The organism is Pedobacter sp. 05T44, from assembly GCF_056395985.1.
In genome coordinates, this window is record NZ_JBFTKO010000006.1 from 162,931 (window position 1) to 176,340 (window position 13,410).

The 13,410-nt window shown below is 38.3% G+C and carries 24 protein-coding genes; 15 read left to right on the forward strand and 9 right to left on the reverse strand.

The genetic code is table 11. The annotated features are described in order from the left end of the window. Positions 1-15: 15 nt before the first annotated feature. Both AC1DDK_RS12095 and AC1DDK_RS12100 read right to left on the reverse strand, forming a co-directional pair. Entirely contained in the window at positions 16-339 is a 324-nt protein-coding gene (locus tag AC1DDK_RS12095; RefSeq protein WP_288878951.1) for a nuclear transport factor 2 family protein, read from the reverse strand. Between the two features lie 24 nt (positions 340-363). Then, positions 364-1,155, reverse strand: coding sequence for an SDR family oxidoreductase (locus AC1DDK_RS12100; RefSeq protein WP_172659733.1), 792 nt, complete (start codon positions 1,153-1,155; stop codon positions 364-366). A 128-nt stretch (positions 1,156-1,283) separates the two neighbouring features. Here AC1DDK_RS12100 and AC1DDK_RS12105 point away from each other — a divergent pair, with 128 nt between their 5' ends. Next, positions 1,284-1,637, forward strand: a complete 354-nt coding sequence (locus AC1DDK_RS12105; protein ID WP_288878952.1) for a winged helix-turn-helix transcriptional regulator — start codon at positions 1,284-1,286, stop codon at positions 1,635-1,637. Positions 1,638-1,819: 182 nt separating this feature from the next. Here the strand turns inward: AC1DDK_RS12105 and AC1DDK_RS12110 are convergent, their stop codons facing one another. The 7 genes from AC1DDK_RS12110 to AC1DDK_RS12140 all read right to left on the reverse strand — a co-directional run bounded on the left by AC1DDK_RS12110 (position 1,820) and on the right by AC1DDK_RS12140 (position 6,549). Beyond that, on the reverse strand, positions 1,820-2,551 hold the full coding sequence (locus AC1DDK_RS12110) for an SDR family oxidoreductase (protein ID WP_477633930.1): 732 nt from the start codon (positions 2,549-2,551) through the stop codon (positions 1,820-1,822). 116 nt (positions 2,552-2,667) lie between these two features. Continuing rightward, positions 2,668-3,579: an AraC family transcriptional regulator gene (locus AC1DDK_RS12115; RefSeq protein WP_172659736.1), complete on the reverse strand. Its 912-nt coding sequence runs from the start codon at positions 3,577-3,579 to the stop codon at positions 2,668-2,670. 393 nt (positions 3,580-3,972) lie between these two features. Then, positions 3,973-4,377: a helix-turn-helix domain-containing protein gene (locus AC1DDK_RS12120; RefSeq protein ID WP_477611903.1), complete on the reverse strand. Its 405-nt coding sequence runs from the start codon at positions 4,375-4,377 to the stop codon at positions 3,973-3,975. Further along, entirely contained in the window at positions 4,377-4,859 is a 483-nt protein-coding gene (locus AC1DDK_RS12125; RefSeq protein ID WP_477611904.1) for a hypothetical protein, read from the reverse strand. The genes AC1DDK_RS12120 and AC1DDK_RS12125 overlap by 1 nt, the downstream gene beginning before the upstream one ends. Then, entirely contained in the window at positions 4,859-5,329 is a 471-nt protein-coding gene (locus tag AC1DDK_RS12130) for a hypothetical protein (protein ID WP_477611905.1), read from the reverse strand. The genes AC1DDK_RS12125 and AC1DDK_RS12130 overlap by 1 nt, the downstream gene beginning before the upstream one ends. After that, positions 5,326-6,096 carry a hypothetical protein gene (locus AC1DDK_RS12135; protein ID WP_477611906.1) on the reverse strand — a complete coding sequence of 257 codons (771 nt, stop codon included), beginning with the start codon at positions 6,094-6,096 and terminating at the stop codon, positions 5,326-5,328. Before AC1DDK_RS12135 ends, AC1DDK_RS12130 begins: the two co-directional genes overlap by 4 nt. Before the next feature lie 30 nt (positions 6,097-6,126). After that, complete coding sequence (locus tag AC1DDK_RS12140) at positions 6,127-6,549, reverse strand: hypothetical protein (RefSeq protein ID WP_477611907.1); 423 nt, start codon at positions 6,547-6,549, stop codon at positions 6,127-6,129. Between the two features lie 159 nt (positions 6,550-6,708). Between AC1DDK_RS12140 and AC1DDK_RS12145 the strand changes: the two genes are divergently transcribed. From AC1DDK_RS12145 to AC1DDK_RS12210, 14 genes are all read left to right on the forward strand, one after another. Next, positions 6,709-6,948, forward strand: coding sequence for a helix-turn-helix transcriptional regulator (locus AC1DDK_RS12145; protein ID WP_477611908.1), 240 nt, complete (start codon positions 6,709-6,711; stop codon positions 6,946-6,948). Between the two features lie 5 nt (positions 6,949-6,953). After that, complete coding sequence (locus tag AC1DDK_RS12150) at positions 6,954-7,181, forward strand: hypothetical protein (RefSeq protein ID WP_477611909.1); 228 nt, start codon at positions 6,954-6,956, stop codon at positions 7,179-7,181. Positions 7,182-7,259: 78 nt separating this feature from the next. Next, entirely contained in the window at positions 7,260-7,577 is a 318-nt protein-coding gene (locus tag AC1DDK_RS12155) for a hypothetical protein (protein ID WP_477611910.1), read from the forward strand. Beyond that, positions 7,577-7,891, forward strand: a complete 315-nt coding sequence (locus AC1DDK_RS12160; protein WP_477611911.1) for a helix-turn-helix domain-containing protein — start codon at positions 7,577-7,579, stop codon at positions 7,889-7,891. The genes AC1DDK_RS12155 and AC1DDK_RS12160 overlap by 1 nt, the downstream gene beginning before the upstream one ends. Before the next feature lie 23 nt (positions 7,892-7,914). Continuing rightward, positions 7,915-8,064: a hypothetical protein gene (locus AC1DDK_RS12165; protein ID WP_477611912.1), complete on the forward strand. Its 150-nt coding sequence runs from the start codon at positions 7,915-7,917 to the stop codon at positions 8,062-8,064. Further along, entirely contained in the window at positions 8,057-8,263 is a 207-nt protein-coding gene (locus AC1DDK_RS12170; RefSeq protein WP_477611913.1) for a hypothetical protein, read from the forward strand. The genes AC1DDK_RS12165 and AC1DDK_RS12170 overlap by 8 nt, the downstream gene beginning before the upstream one ends. Then, positions 8,253-8,525 (forward strand): hypothetical protein, encoded by a 273-nt coding sequence (locus tag AC1DDK_RS12175; RefSeq protein WP_477611914.1) that lies wholly within the window; start codon positions 8,253-8,255, stop codon positions 8,523-8,525. The genes AC1DDK_RS12170 and AC1DDK_RS12175 overlap by 11 nt, the downstream gene beginning before the upstream one ends. 15 nt (positions 8,526-8,540) lie before the next feature. Further along, entirely contained in the window at positions 8,541-9,290 is a 750-nt protein-coding gene (locus tag AC1DDK_RS12180) for a recombination directionality factor (protein WP_477611915.1), read from the forward strand. Further along, complete coding sequence (locus AC1DDK_RS12185; protein WP_477611916.1) at positions 9,290-9,607, forward strand: hypothetical protein; 318 nt, start codon at positions 9,290-9,292, stop codon at positions 9,605-9,607. The genes AC1DDK_RS12180 and AC1DDK_RS12185 overlap by 1 nt, the downstream gene beginning before the upstream one ends. A 2-nt stretch (positions 9,608-9,609) precedes the next feature. Then, the gene (locus AC1DDK_RS12190) at positions 9,610-10,689 is read left to right on the forward strand and encodes a hypothetical protein (RefSeq protein WP_477611917.1); all 1,080 of its coding nucleotides are present in this window, start codon (positions 9,610-9,612) and stop codon (positions 10,687-10,689) included. Next, on the forward strand, positions 10,686-11,867 hold the full coding sequence (locus tag AC1DDK_RS12195; RefSeq protein WP_477611918.1) for a hypothetical protein: 1,182 nt from the start codon (positions 10,686-10,688) through the stop codon (positions 11,865-11,867). The genes AC1DDK_RS12190 and AC1DDK_RS12195 overlap by 4 nt, the downstream gene beginning before the upstream one ends. Before the next feature lie 2 nt (positions 11,868-11,869). Further along, positions 11,870-12,523 (forward strand): hypothetical protein, encoded by a 654-nt coding sequence (locus AC1DDK_RS12200; RefSeq protein WP_477611919.1) that lies wholly within the window; start codon positions 11,870-11,872, stop codon positions 12,521-12,523. A gap of 3 nt (positions 12,524-12,526) precedes the next feature. Then, positions 12,527-12,817 carry a KTSC domain-containing protein gene (locus tag AC1DDK_RS12205; RefSeq protein ID WP_477633931.1) on the forward strand — a complete coding sequence of 97 codons (291 nt, stop codon included), beginning with the start codon at positions 12,527-12,529 and terminating at the stop codon, positions 12,815-12,817. An 88-nt stretch (positions 12,818-12,905) separates the two neighbouring features. Then, on the forward strand, positions 12,906-13,292 hold the full coding sequence (locus tag AC1DDK_RS12210) for a hypothetical protein (protein WP_477611921.1): 387 nt from the start codon (positions 12,906-12,908) through the stop codon (positions 13,290-13,292). Positions 13,293-13,410 lie beyond the last annotated feature (118 nt).

Sequence of the window (13,410 nt, forward strand, 5' to 3'; positions counted from 1 at the left end):
ATTAGGCATTCCCACTTATCCTATAATCTTCAATGACTGTATAAGTTCATCGACTATTTTCAGGTGATAGCTCATTAAAATAGGGCTACCTGGAAAATTTCCTGAAATTTCTGCTTTTAAAATACTTTCAGTTTCTTTCTCTTCGAAACTAACGGCCTTCATGGTGGCTTCGTAACGCTCGTTGGCCTCCGCTATCCAATGCTCTATTTCTTTTCTTCCACTGTGCGTTCTGCCCTCATCAAAAACTAGTGCTGTTTCTGAAAAACATTTCGCATAAGCAACGCTATCAAAACTGTTCTGCGCTTGTACTAGATTAGTTATTACTTTCGGTAAGTTCATTTTTTTTTTAATTTTTAAAGATGATTAAATTGTTGGTAAGGTGCCTCCGTCGATAACAAATTCAGTTCCTGTCAGATAACTAGCTCTTGGCGAAACTATAAAACCGACCAGTTCAGCTACTTCCTCCGGCTCTGCAGGTCTGCCGAAGGGTATGCCACCCAAGGCATCCATTACGCTTTTCTGGGCCTCCTCAATGGAAATATTTGATCCTTGGGCGATCCTTTCCAAAAAACCTTTTACTGCAGTGGTTTTTATCCATCCTGGAGAAACAGTCAGTACGCGTACACCTTTTGGCGTTACTTCATTTGATAGGCTTTTACTATAGTTGATCAGTCCCGCTTTTGCAGCGGCATAAGGTAAAGTGGAGTCATATAAAGGCAATTTGCCCTGGATTGAAGCAATGTGGATAATAACACCACTTTTTTGTGCAATCATCTGCGGTAAAAATCCCCTGTCTAGTCGAACAGGCGCAAGCAAGTTTGCCTGTAGGGTGGATTCCCAATCTTCATCGGTTAAGGAGGCAAAGCCCCCGGCCGGTGTTTGCGAAGAACCAAGGTTGTTCACCAAAATATCTAGTCTTCCATAAGTCGACAGCACTTCGCTGGTTACTTTTCGGACTCCTTCTGCCTTACTTAAATCGGAAGGAATGAAATGTAGGTTGCTGTTCTCTTTTTCGGGTGCGTTCCTTGCGGTAATGATAACCGTTGCGCCGGCTTGCAAGAGCCTTTCTGCAATTGCCCTTCCGGCTCCTTTTGTCCCTCCCGTTACCAGGGAAATCTTGCCCAATAACTCATTGTTGAAATTAAATTGTTCCATATTTAAGAATTGTTTACGGGACAAAATTGGGGAGTAAAAACAGTTTACACAATTACGGAATTACGATTCGGATAGGGATAAATTTTTCCCCTATTGCACAAAATGGAACATAGGTGTAACTTTATAAAATGTACCAAAGAAAGATAATACCGAATTTGAATTGTGGACTTGATCTTATCGGTGAAGTACTTTTCGGAAAATGGAAAATCCGTTTGCTATGGTTTATCAATGAGGGTCATAAACGCCCAAGCGAATTGCAACGCAAAATCCCAGATGCTTCACGTAGGGTCTTGAATATTCAGTTGAAAGAGTTAGAAGAGCACGAACTGGTGACTAGAAAAATTTTTCCTGTTGTACCGCCAAAGGTAGAATACAGCCTTACCGAATTTGGTAGGACATTAATCCCAGTGATTGCAGCATTAGGGGAGTGGGGTGATGAAAACGAAGAGCGTTTGCGTGATGTGATTTTAAGACAAGTTTAATATTGCTTAATTTCACCTGTACAAGTAACGCTTCTTTGAAGAATCAACTTTAAACACCTCACCTTATAATTCGCACGGATGCTATACAGGAAAATCTGGATGGTAAAGTATCCCAGCTTTTATAGTTCCCCTTGGTCTTGGTCCCGGGTGATTATGCAATTCTGTTTTACCTTACCTTCTATTTACCAGGGTAAAAATTCGTCTGATTGTGAAAAAGTTCCTGTTGGACCATTCTCATCAATTAATGCCATGGCAACGCCAGACTTAGCACCTTCTTCCGGAGTTAAGGGTRCCTGATCTGAACCGATGGATGTTTGCACCCAACCTGGACTAACTGCATTTACTTTAATCTTGGAAGCGTCAAGGGCATTAGCCAGAAAAACTGTGAACTGGTTCAAGGCCGTTTTTGACGCACTATAAGCATAAGGTTTTAAAGCGTATAACCAATGTTCTTTATCCAAATGAACACCAAAGGAACCGGACAAACTGCTGATGTTTACAATACGCCCCGCTTTGCTTTTTTTTATTGCGGGCAATAATGCCTGAGTCAGCTCTACGGTACCGAAATAATTAATATCAAAAGTATCCCGCAGGGTTTGTACGGGTACAGTTTCCGTGTTATTTCCGAACCACACGCCGTCTAAAAATACGGCTGCATTGTTGATTAGAATGTCCAAGACACCATATTCGCTTTCAATATATTTTCTAACGTTATCAATATCAGCCGGATTACTGATGTCAAGTTTAACAAAGATAACATCTAAAGATGCTTCCCTTAAGGCCGCTTCCGCTTTTTTGCCTTCGATTTCATTTCTTGCCCCTAATAAAACTTTAATATTATGAGCTGCTAGTTGTTTCGCTGTTTCAAAACCTATTCCTTTATTGGCTCCGGTTACTAATGCTAACTTTTTCATTTTGCAAGTTGTTTAATTTCAATGCAAATGTAGAGAGGATGACATGGCCAATGTTAGCGTAAATAAAACCGATCCTTACTAAAATCAAACTTTCTTGCGCAAACTTCGAGGAGCAGCTATTCCTTATGTAATTTTCTGTATCCTGTGGGAGAACTGCGGGCATGCTTTTTAAAGAATAAATTGAAATGTGACGGCTCTTCGAAACCGAGTGCAGAAGAAATCTCCGCAATGTTCCAGTTGGTTAATTTTAATAAGATCTTAGCCTCTTGAACAAGTCTTGCTGCGATGATCTCACTTACGGTTCTTCCTTTGGACAATTTTACCTGGCGGTTCAAATAATTGGGATGGAGTGATAGACTGTCTGCGAAATCCTTTGCAGTTTTAAATTTGATCGTATCCTGAGGGGATTCTATGGGAAACTGCGATTCTAACAATCTTATAAAGGAACAGGCGATAACCTCGGTGGTATTATTTGTTTTTACGAAGGAGCTAAACGGAGCGAGTTTTTGTGCATTAAAAATAATTTCAAGTAAATAGGTGCGTAGCAGATTCTCTTTAAAAGGGCTATCGGTTTGTGATTCATCAAACATTTTATTGTAGACCTCAATAAAGTGTTTCGTCTGTTCCTCTGTAAGGGAATAGATGTTCTGCCTGCCTGGTTTATAGATCGGAAATTCAAGTAGACGATAACCACTGTTAACTTTAGTAATAAACTCCTCTTTAAACACGCAACTGATGCCGGAGTACCCTAAACCGGCCGAATGTATCCCAAAAGGAATTTTTGTGGTGGTGAATAGTAAAGAGTTGCCCGAAACATCAATGTTCTTATCTTCAAATTCAAGCCGATAGTTCCCTTGTAATAAAGTGGCGGTGTAAAATTTCTTCCTGCTATATTCCAATGAAAAAATCGGATTCCCGGTTATGCTCAGGTCCAGTATATGAAAAGTATTTGGACTATTTTGGATTGTGTCTGATAAAGCAGTACTATTTGCCGGGTCAATAGAAGATGTAGCATCAGATATTTTCATAAGCAAAAATAAGTAAAATTCAGTTCAAAGATTAGCGCCTAATTTAAATACATCGTTTCAGCCAGTTATTTGAATAAACATCCCTTTGATTTTTGGTCGATGTAGTGGTAAAGAAGGAAAGGACTTTTCAAAGTAGTTTACTGTTAATAATTAGCTAATTACGGTTTTATGGAAGGAAGTAGTTTAGATAATCGAACACTTTAACTGCTTGATATCAAATGATCTATTATTTTTTTTGAAAAAGAAAAAACCTCTAATTTCTGTTTAACTATTTGTTAATCAATAAATTAGAGGTTATTCCGTGGACCCGAAGGGAGTAATTAGGTTGTTGTTAAGTATTTGTTAGTCAAATGGTTATGTGGAGTGGTTGTTTTTTGGTGTAAATGAAGTAGACTATTTATGGTGTAATTTGTTCTTTAGGTCCTCAATATCCTTTCCTTGTTTTTCTATTATTTTTATGAAATGAGACACTGTACTGTTTAGCATTAACACTTCAGTTTGCAGTGCAGCAACTTCTTCTCGAAAGGCAGCTATATCATGCATATTGTTCGACTTCTTATCAGCTTTCATGTTGCCGGATGAATGGAACCACCATTCTTTACTCAATCCAAAATCTTTGACCATCTTATTAACAACAGTATTGTTAACTGGGATGATTCCGGCCTCCATTCTTGAAAGTGTACCTTGAGATATACCAAGTAACTTTGCTGCTGCCATTTGACTATCTGCGATGTGTTTGCTTCTGAATTCAGTAAGTTTCTTTGATTGGGCCTTATCTACAGCCATTGCTACTTTCATTATCTTATATTTTGTGGGATAGGTGATGAGTCTATCGGGTTTATTGTGAATTTGAATCTTAGTTGAAGTGAATGCGAATTAGGGATTAGATACCCTCCTAAAAAATACCTATCATTTAATGCATCATTTTTATATATCAATATATTAAAAAGGACATCGTCATAAGTTGCCTCTTCCATAATCATATCTATAGCAGCGCCTTGACTTTTAAGTCGTTTCGCGTCCAGGGACTGCATATTAATTATTAATAGTTTATCTTCTTCCTCTTTAGGTGGGTAATTCCAGTATTTAGCGTTGAGATAAGCGATGTCATGTAGAAATTCTGAACCGTGGTAGCCAATTTGAAAACCATGCTCAGGCCATAGATTAGAACCGGACAAGTGACTTTCATGTATTATATGCATAGCCGCTGATATTACACGAGAAAGTTTATCTCGCTTAGCTGCCTGTACTTGATTATGTAATTCAGCTTTGGTTGACATTACTCTGAGTAAGTTAGTTTTGTATGAGGTAATGATTTTGCAAACTTATTCATAACCTCAAAAATAATTTGCTCCCTGGAAATTCCCTTGGTGTATTTTACTGGCGAATAGGTGCTTTGGCTCTCACTAAACGAAACTATCTTAGTGGTTTCGTTCGGGTTATATTGAGAGTATAACGTGATCAGCTTGTCTTTAATTTTTGCGATTATTACTGAATGCCCTTTGCCAATATAATATATGTCTTTAGTTTTAAACGGAGCGCTTATTATTTGACCAAACTCCGAGTCTTTTGATCCTATTCCTAAATCTTGATCAACCAAACCTTGGCCAACTGCTTTAAAATTTTGTCCGGCTGTATCATTATTTTCTATTATTATCTTATATGCGCCCTTAAATGGTATCGTGTCAATTTTCTGAGCAAAGGCAAAGCTGTATGTTGTAATTAATATTAGCGTTAATAGTTTTTTCATGGTTCGTTTATAATTCTTACTACATTAAATATTGCCTGTATATCGTCGAGGCTCCACGCAAAGTCTTTATGTTTAGTTTTATCTGAATTAAAAGAGCCTAAATGAATAACACCGTCTTCTACATCTTGATTCAATATAGTTTTGCATACTATACCATATTCTTTATGTATTACTACAAATGCGGCCCAATTATGATAATGTAATCTACTTTTCCAGTGAGACCGTTGTATTTCTCGGCCAACAACAATAGATCCTTCTGCTATTGATTTCTTTGCTGATTCTTTACTTTCGTAGTTTTCCATACTATCCCCAATTATTTCGAACGCAAAGTATTTTCCTCTGTGCTGTTTGTCAACAGTTATTGATATTTTTTTCAGATCTTCTACATATTCCGGGTCCTTAAATCCAGCTGGGAAGCTACCATAAGCGTATTCATCAACTAACGGTACAAGCATAGTGTACTGACCGTTGCCCATGTCTATAAATGGAGATTCTCCTGGTTCTATTGGGTATTGCACTTCGTGTAAAGGTTTAGCGTTATTAGATGTGGTTTTACTATTTAGTTTATCTCCTTGTCCAGTTAAAAGCCAGGATGTATTAAGATCCGGAAAAGCGCTTTGAATCTTTCCAATTGTTGATGATCCGACTCCGCTTTTTATTCCGCTTACGTATCCAGAGGAAAGACCGCATTTTGTTTCAAACGCACCTTCACTAATATTTATGGACTTAAGATATTCTTTTAGCCTATTTCTTATTGGATACTCCATTTTTGCTATATTTATTCAGTGTTTTATTGTCTAACATTTGTTACTTAAATATCCTATTACCCATCCAACGACACCTAATAAAACTCCACCGATCGCTAACATCGTTTGTAACCGCTTAGCCTTAACATCATATACCCTAGCAGCGTAATCGGAAGGGAAGTATCCATTAATAAGTGCTGTTTCGCCAATTTTTGTAGTCTCTAGATAAGGGCTGCTATCTGGATTCTGTACAGGATATCCATTCTCATCTTCCAAATTTGGCATGAGTCCGTTCACTTCTAAAAATCCTTCTCTAATTAAAAACCCAATAACCCTGTCTTCGTGGATCTCATGGTTAGGGTACTGGAAAATAAGAGTTTTGATCTTTTTTGTTTCTTTGCTGCTTTTTCCCTTCTTCTTCTGAAGCAGAACTAATGTGCATCTGTCATTAAAATCCGGAATTTCACTACTCATCTTAAAATTTTATTATTGATTGTCAGGTAGTTACAAAATAACACTGAAAAAATACAGTGAAATATTTTGTATACTCTATTTATTCAGTACATTTGTATTGTTCAACTCAACAAAGATAAACATAACAATTAAAACAGCATATAGCAAATAACTACTACCATGAACCTACTAGCAAACAATTACGGTATACCGAGCTTAGATTTTGAAGTTGGTATCCTTACCAAAAGAGAAATCGAAATCGTTGAAAGATCAGTAATGATTGATAAGAATATTGCGTGGGATCTGAACATAAGCTATTACACCGTGCTGTCTCATCTGAAAAGCATCAGACAGAAAACGGGACTACAAGACAGTAAGCAGATCGTTTACTTCGGAATGAAAAAAGGGATAATAAATTAATAGATATGCAAAAAGAACATATTAGAATCGTAGCTCCTCCTGAGGATAAGTTCTCCTGGGTTAAGGAACTCCTTAAAACTCCGGTAGGTGAGAAGTTCAAATCTCCAAAGAAGTTTAAAAGCTCATTAGCATCAATAGCAAGTAGGGATGTAAAAATCTCCGAGCCAACCGCAGAGTTTTCACTTGACACGAAATCTGAACCAAAGTTCATAATCGTAAAAAGGACAGCATAAAATAAAAGTAGGGCCCTAAATCAAACTCCCCAGTTATAAATAAGGGCCCATTAGCTAACCACTTTAAATAATTAACTAATGTCAAAGCTATTAAAAAAAATTGCCAATCCGTTCACTACGGAGCAAACAGGATTCATCATCAGCTTTATAATTCCAAATTGTATACCTGTTGGTGTTGAATTAGTAGATATCATTTCCTATGTAGAGGATTATGAGTTGAACACCGCTGATATTGATGGTTCAGAGATTTACAACCCCCTAACATCTGCAGAGTTCTTTGAGCAGAACACAGATAAAGTGTTAGCGCTTTATTTCAATCGGTTCATCTTATCAAATCTTAAGTTCCTTAATGACGAAAGTCAGGCGTATGTTGAATCTAAAAGGAGGGCAGCGTAATGGAAGGACTTATACAAGTAGCTCCAGGCATGACCCTGATTGATACTCAGGTATTAGAGAAGTTAATTAATAAGCTGGACTCATTGGAACAGGCAGTGACCACCACCATCAAAGATCTTAAATCTACCACCACACCTTATTTAAGCACCAAACAGGTTTGTGAGATGCTGAATGTTAGCGAGAATTGGGTATTACTTCATAAGGACGATTTAGGATCCAGCAAACGCACAGGTAAATTAACCTTTAAGCGAAAAGCCATTGAGGAATTTATTGAAGAAGATTATTTCAGGATAAGCAGGAGGGCAAGATCATGACCTACAAATCAATAATGACAAGAATGAAGTCAGCAAGGTCGGTTGCTCAAAGAAGCAGGATCATGGATGAGTATAACAAGTGGTTAGAAACTGCTTCGTTTAACCAAATAGGGAGCGTGTTGGATGATATGCAGATCGGGATTAAATCAAGAATGGAGGCCACCAATGCATAACTACAAATCATTAGCTATACAAATGGCTGCTTCTCTTCATGAGATAGACAGGTTAGATGCTGAGTTCAACGATTTAATTCTATCTGGAATGCCGGTTGACGATTGCTGGAACAGATTATATCAAGTAAAACAATCATTAGCCAATACCAAAACCGAAGTATTCAAATTAAACGAAAAGGAGGTAAGTCATGCAAACTAAAAGAGTAATAAGCGCCTACAATGATCTAACCGAACAAGATCAGGTAATGATGAACTGGAAAGCCATGATTCGTAAAAGCCAGGATGATGAGCGTCATGAAGCAGTTAATCGGATGTTGGAGTTGGCTTCGAAAGACATCCTTGTATTACTTGCAGTTCTAGCATTGGTAATCACAGCGATAGTAGTGTTAGCCTCGATATGGGCAGGCAATCATGAGGCGGCTCAGTCGGTAATGGATAATTCAACAATTGTTAATCACTAAATAAAAATAAACACTATGAGTTCAGGACGTATCAAGGTAGCTAAGGCACAGAATAATGCAAGCACGCTGCCGGAAATCGGTAAAATTAAAACGGGCATTAAAGCAACATCTGCAAAAGGTGTTGAATACCCAAAAGCAATTGATTATTTCAGACCAACTGGAAATTTTGCAAATCAGTTTACAGCCTTATTTGGTGAAAAACCAAATTCATTGCAGGTAGCTTTCGTGTCCAATAATATCAATGAGGTATGCAATGAACAGTTTGAAAGTTGGGATAAAGGCAAACGTTACGGATATGGTGACGGAGAGTTATTTACCATATTCGATAGTTCCACAGGAAAGTATATTGATAATGTTCCTGCTGCCGATAAGCGCGTAAAAGCACTTAAGTGGGAACGCACCTTGACATTGCGTTTTGTACTTCTTAAAATGACAGGCGTGCTTGGTTACTGGTCATGGTCGACAAAAGCTAAAGAAGTAAGCATTCCTAGCATAACCAAATCATTTGATCTTGTTATGGAGCGTGCCGGATCTATCATCGGTTTCCCTTTCAACTTAACTATTGAAATGAAAAAATCATACACCCCCGGTGAAGCAAAAACTTATCCGGTGGTTAGTTTGATCCCGTCATTTACAGACGAGAACATGGAAGCAGTTCGTAATTATATCGAGGCTGGTGGTTCAATGAATCGTCTTACTACTAAGATGATTGAAAGCGGAACAATGGAGGCAAAGGTTTTAGAAATAGGGGAGGGATCGAAATAATGAAGGATTTTAAAGGAACACCTGGGCCATGGGAAATCGGATACTTTGTAAAGTCTGATGTATTTGCTAATGGCGGAATGAAATGGGTAGCAACATTGGTTTCTAACGAACTGGATGGAACATATGAGGATGCTGCTAACGCGAAACTTATTTCATCTGCTCCGGACTTATTGGAGGCGCTAACGCAACTTGTTCATCTTCACATGTGTGAGCAGGAAGGTGTCGAGTCTGGACAGCCAACAAGTTCAATGTGGATAGATGCCGTAAATAAAGCAAGTGAAGCATTGCATAAAGCAGTAGGAGGTATATCATCATGAGTATGTCAGTAGAATTCGTGCCTACCGAATGGTTCGACGAGACAGCAATAAAACTACCAAACTATAAAGTAGGGCGTGTTAATTTTAACAAAGGGCGTAGCTATATTAAAATTGAGCAAGATGGATCATTGGCTCAACCATTCAGGTTATACACCTCATTGACCACCTCCATTGCCCAATCTATGCCTACTCCTGTTCAATTGGAAGAATGGAAATTCCAACACGGTAAAAAGGAATCAGAACGATTGATGAATGTAGCCGCTAAATATGGGACATTGATGCACTTAGAGATTGGACGTTTCATTAAAGAGGGTGTTTACGACCTTGATTCAATTGACGGTATCATTGAAGAATACCTTAGCAATGAATCTTTTTGGGATGATGATTGCAAATGGTGGAACGATAAATTGCGGGAGGATATATTGGCATTTGTTCAGTTCTATAATGACTATGAGGTTATTCCTTTTGGTTTAGAATACGTATTATTAAGTGATGAACGCGGCTTTGGAACACCTATCGACTTAGTGTGCTTATTAACAGTTACCGAGGATGGCGTTGATGAAAACGATCCGTACAAATCAGGACCCAGAAAAGGTGAGCCAAGAGAATGCAAAGTAAGAGTTCAGAAACGTGCCATCATCAACTTTAAGTCTGGCCGAAAAGGTTTCTATGAAACTCATGGTATTCAAATGGAATGTGAGCGGTTATTGTGGGATGAGAATTTCCCTGAGTCACCTGCTGATATCGCGATGAATTGGGCTCCGGCAGATTGGAAAACAACTCCTAGCTATAAAATCAAGGAATGGCAGGGTACAACAAGTAGAGCCGAGATTGACGCAATTTTAAAGCTAGCTGAAATTAGATATCGTGATAAAGCAGAAAAACGAAATTACATTAATATGCGTGGTATCGTCAGTACTCCTGAAAGTATTACTGCGGCAGTTCAGTTTGAAGATGTAGAATCATTCTGCAACCGAAAGTTTGGAAATACACCTAACAATGTGAGAGCAACCAGGGCTACCGCCAAATTACAAGCAACACCAATTAAACCAGTATTCACTTCAACAGCCATACCAATATGAGTACCGAACTAACAATTATCAAACAGGAGGACTTGCAGAGCGCAGGAACCGTCCTAACTACAACCAGATCGTGGGTAACTACCTATCAGAAAAAACATGATGTGTTGAAACTGCAAGCCGAAAAGGAGGGTGTAAAATTAACTCCTGCAACTGACCAGGCTATAAACGACTATTTGGCGTCTCTTAAAAAAGCAGCAACCAAAGCTGAAGATGATCGTAAACCATTCACCTCTAAGTTGAATGAGATAATCAAAATGTTTACAGCCGAGGAAACTAAGCTTAAAGTTGATCTGGTTACTGAACTGCAAACAGCGCGTAATAATAGTGTTGCCGCATACAAGAAAGAGGAAGCAGCCGAGCAGGCTAAAGCACAAACGAAGTTGGATAAAGAAAAGGCACGTATTGAATTGTTTGCAGAAGCGGAAACGCAAATCCGTACTCAGTATGCCGACCTTCTTAAAGGAGACAAAGAGAAGTTGATGGACGTTTATGAGAATTGTACTCTTGAAATGTATGAATCAGTACTTGAAATGCTATCAATGGTTGTCGGGACCTTCAAGCAAGAGTATTGGGATGGGATTGTGGCAACGCTTGACCATAATCCACTTGACAACACTAAATACTTTACCCTTGAAGAACTAACCACGATTTGCAACAGCGCTAAAGAATGTAAATTTGAAAAAGTTGCGCCACACTATCAAGCTGAAATCAAGGCGTACGCTGACCACTTAGTTACATTAATGCCAGAACGGAAATTGGAGTTAGAAGCAGGTGTTACAGAAAGTGCCGCCGCTGCAACGTTAAAGTCTGTGCAGGAGGCATTGGAATTGAAACAATCTCAGGAGGCTTTGGCAAGGACAGAACAAAACGTTCAAACGCAGGTATCATCGGTGATTATTGACAATCAAATTGATACTGCTAAGCGATTATCAAAAGTTCCTGCTGCTCAATCTATAGATAGCTATGAGATCATTGTTCTTGATCGCGCTGGATGGTCTGAGATATTCAAATTCTTTATCACTCATTCAGATGAACAGGATCTTGGTAAAATGAAACTGGACAGCATGAAGTTGTTTGCTGAGCGTAAGGCCAAATCTGAAGGGCTTAAGATCGAATCTGCATACATAAAGTATGAGGAGAAATATAAAGCAGTTGTTAAATCTAAAAAAGCAGCATAATCATGGGAAACATAAACTATACGGAGCTGCTTAATCTATTTGTCAATGATGATGAGATGAGAGAATGGCAAAATAATCCATTCAGAATTGGGGATAAAGCAATTGCAACTGATGCGTTTACCATGGTTATAATTAATGCTGATCTTACGCCTGATGTTCAGGAATTGACAGATTATAATCATGAGAATGTTCTTAGTGTTATTCCTGAAACAGGGGGTGTCCTTGGAAAAATTGACATTAAGGATATCCGGTCAATAATTAAGGAATGTCCCAAAGTTGATGTTACTAAAACATGCGATTGTTGCGAAGGAGAGGGAGAGGTTGAATTTCAGCATGAATGGAATGATAAATTCTATGAGAAATATTGTGATTGTCCTGTATGCGAAGGTGAAGGTGAGGTTAAAGCAATTCCCATTCAAAAAGAAGTTGATCCAGCAAAGAAGATAAAAATTGGAATCTCATATTTCTCTGCTAAACTGGTATTTAGATTAGGAATGGCATGCAAAATTACCAATACTGACCACGTAGAAGTATTACTTCAGCAGGGTGAGAAATTAGCAACAGTCTTTAGAATTAATGATGCTAATTTGCTTTTTATGCCAGTGATCGAATGTGATAACGAAGATTATTTGGGAGAAATTAAAATTAACAAATAAGTTATGAAAACAATAAATTTACAAGGCGTTAATTATTCAGTTAACCCCCGATTAGAATCGTTTAACATCAATTCTATTCCTTCAAAAGGTATTAACTTTTTCGGAAGTAATCCACAAACTGGTAGCCTGTTTATTCAGTTCAAAAACGGTGGCACCTACATTTATTCAGGTGTTCCGCAGKAAGTAAAATCAGGACTATTCAATGCAGATAGTATAGGTAGATACGTAACCACAAATATTGTCGGCAAATACGCTTCGGAAAAGTTAGAAGGGGTAGGCGTAGAAAAGAATTAAAGCATTACCAGCCAATATTGGCAAACACCTGGCCGCGGTGATCAGTGGCAAGCCGCTCAATATCGAGCAAATTCAAAATCCAATTCAAATGAGTACAGAAAGAAAATTATCTGGTAGCATCGCATTGACAAAATTGCAACATGTAATCCAGGAGAAAAAAGGAAAAAACGGTCCTGTTAAATGTATCGTTATTCCAATTGACGCTAACCTATTAACTGAAAAAGATGGTGCAGTTTACATGTCCGTAAACGTGAATTTTAAATCTGAGCAGGATAAATACGGACAGAATGGCTTTATCAGCAAGACTACGGACAGCAAGATTTGGAAGGAATTAGATGAAGAAGGTAAAAAAGCTGCACAAGAGTTGTCTCCAATATTAGGAAACATTAAAGACTTTTCTGGTGGTTCAGCAAATGATAATGCAGGAGCAGCTGTGGAAGGAGTGTTGGCTGAAGAAGATGATTTGCCTTTTTAGTATCCCTTCCTATGCATTAACTAATATTTTGCATATTCTTCGCCCTGCCTCGTTCGAGTGGCGGGGTTTGGAGGTGCCGGGATGGCTCAAATCCTAATATCATGTCAATTAACTCAAG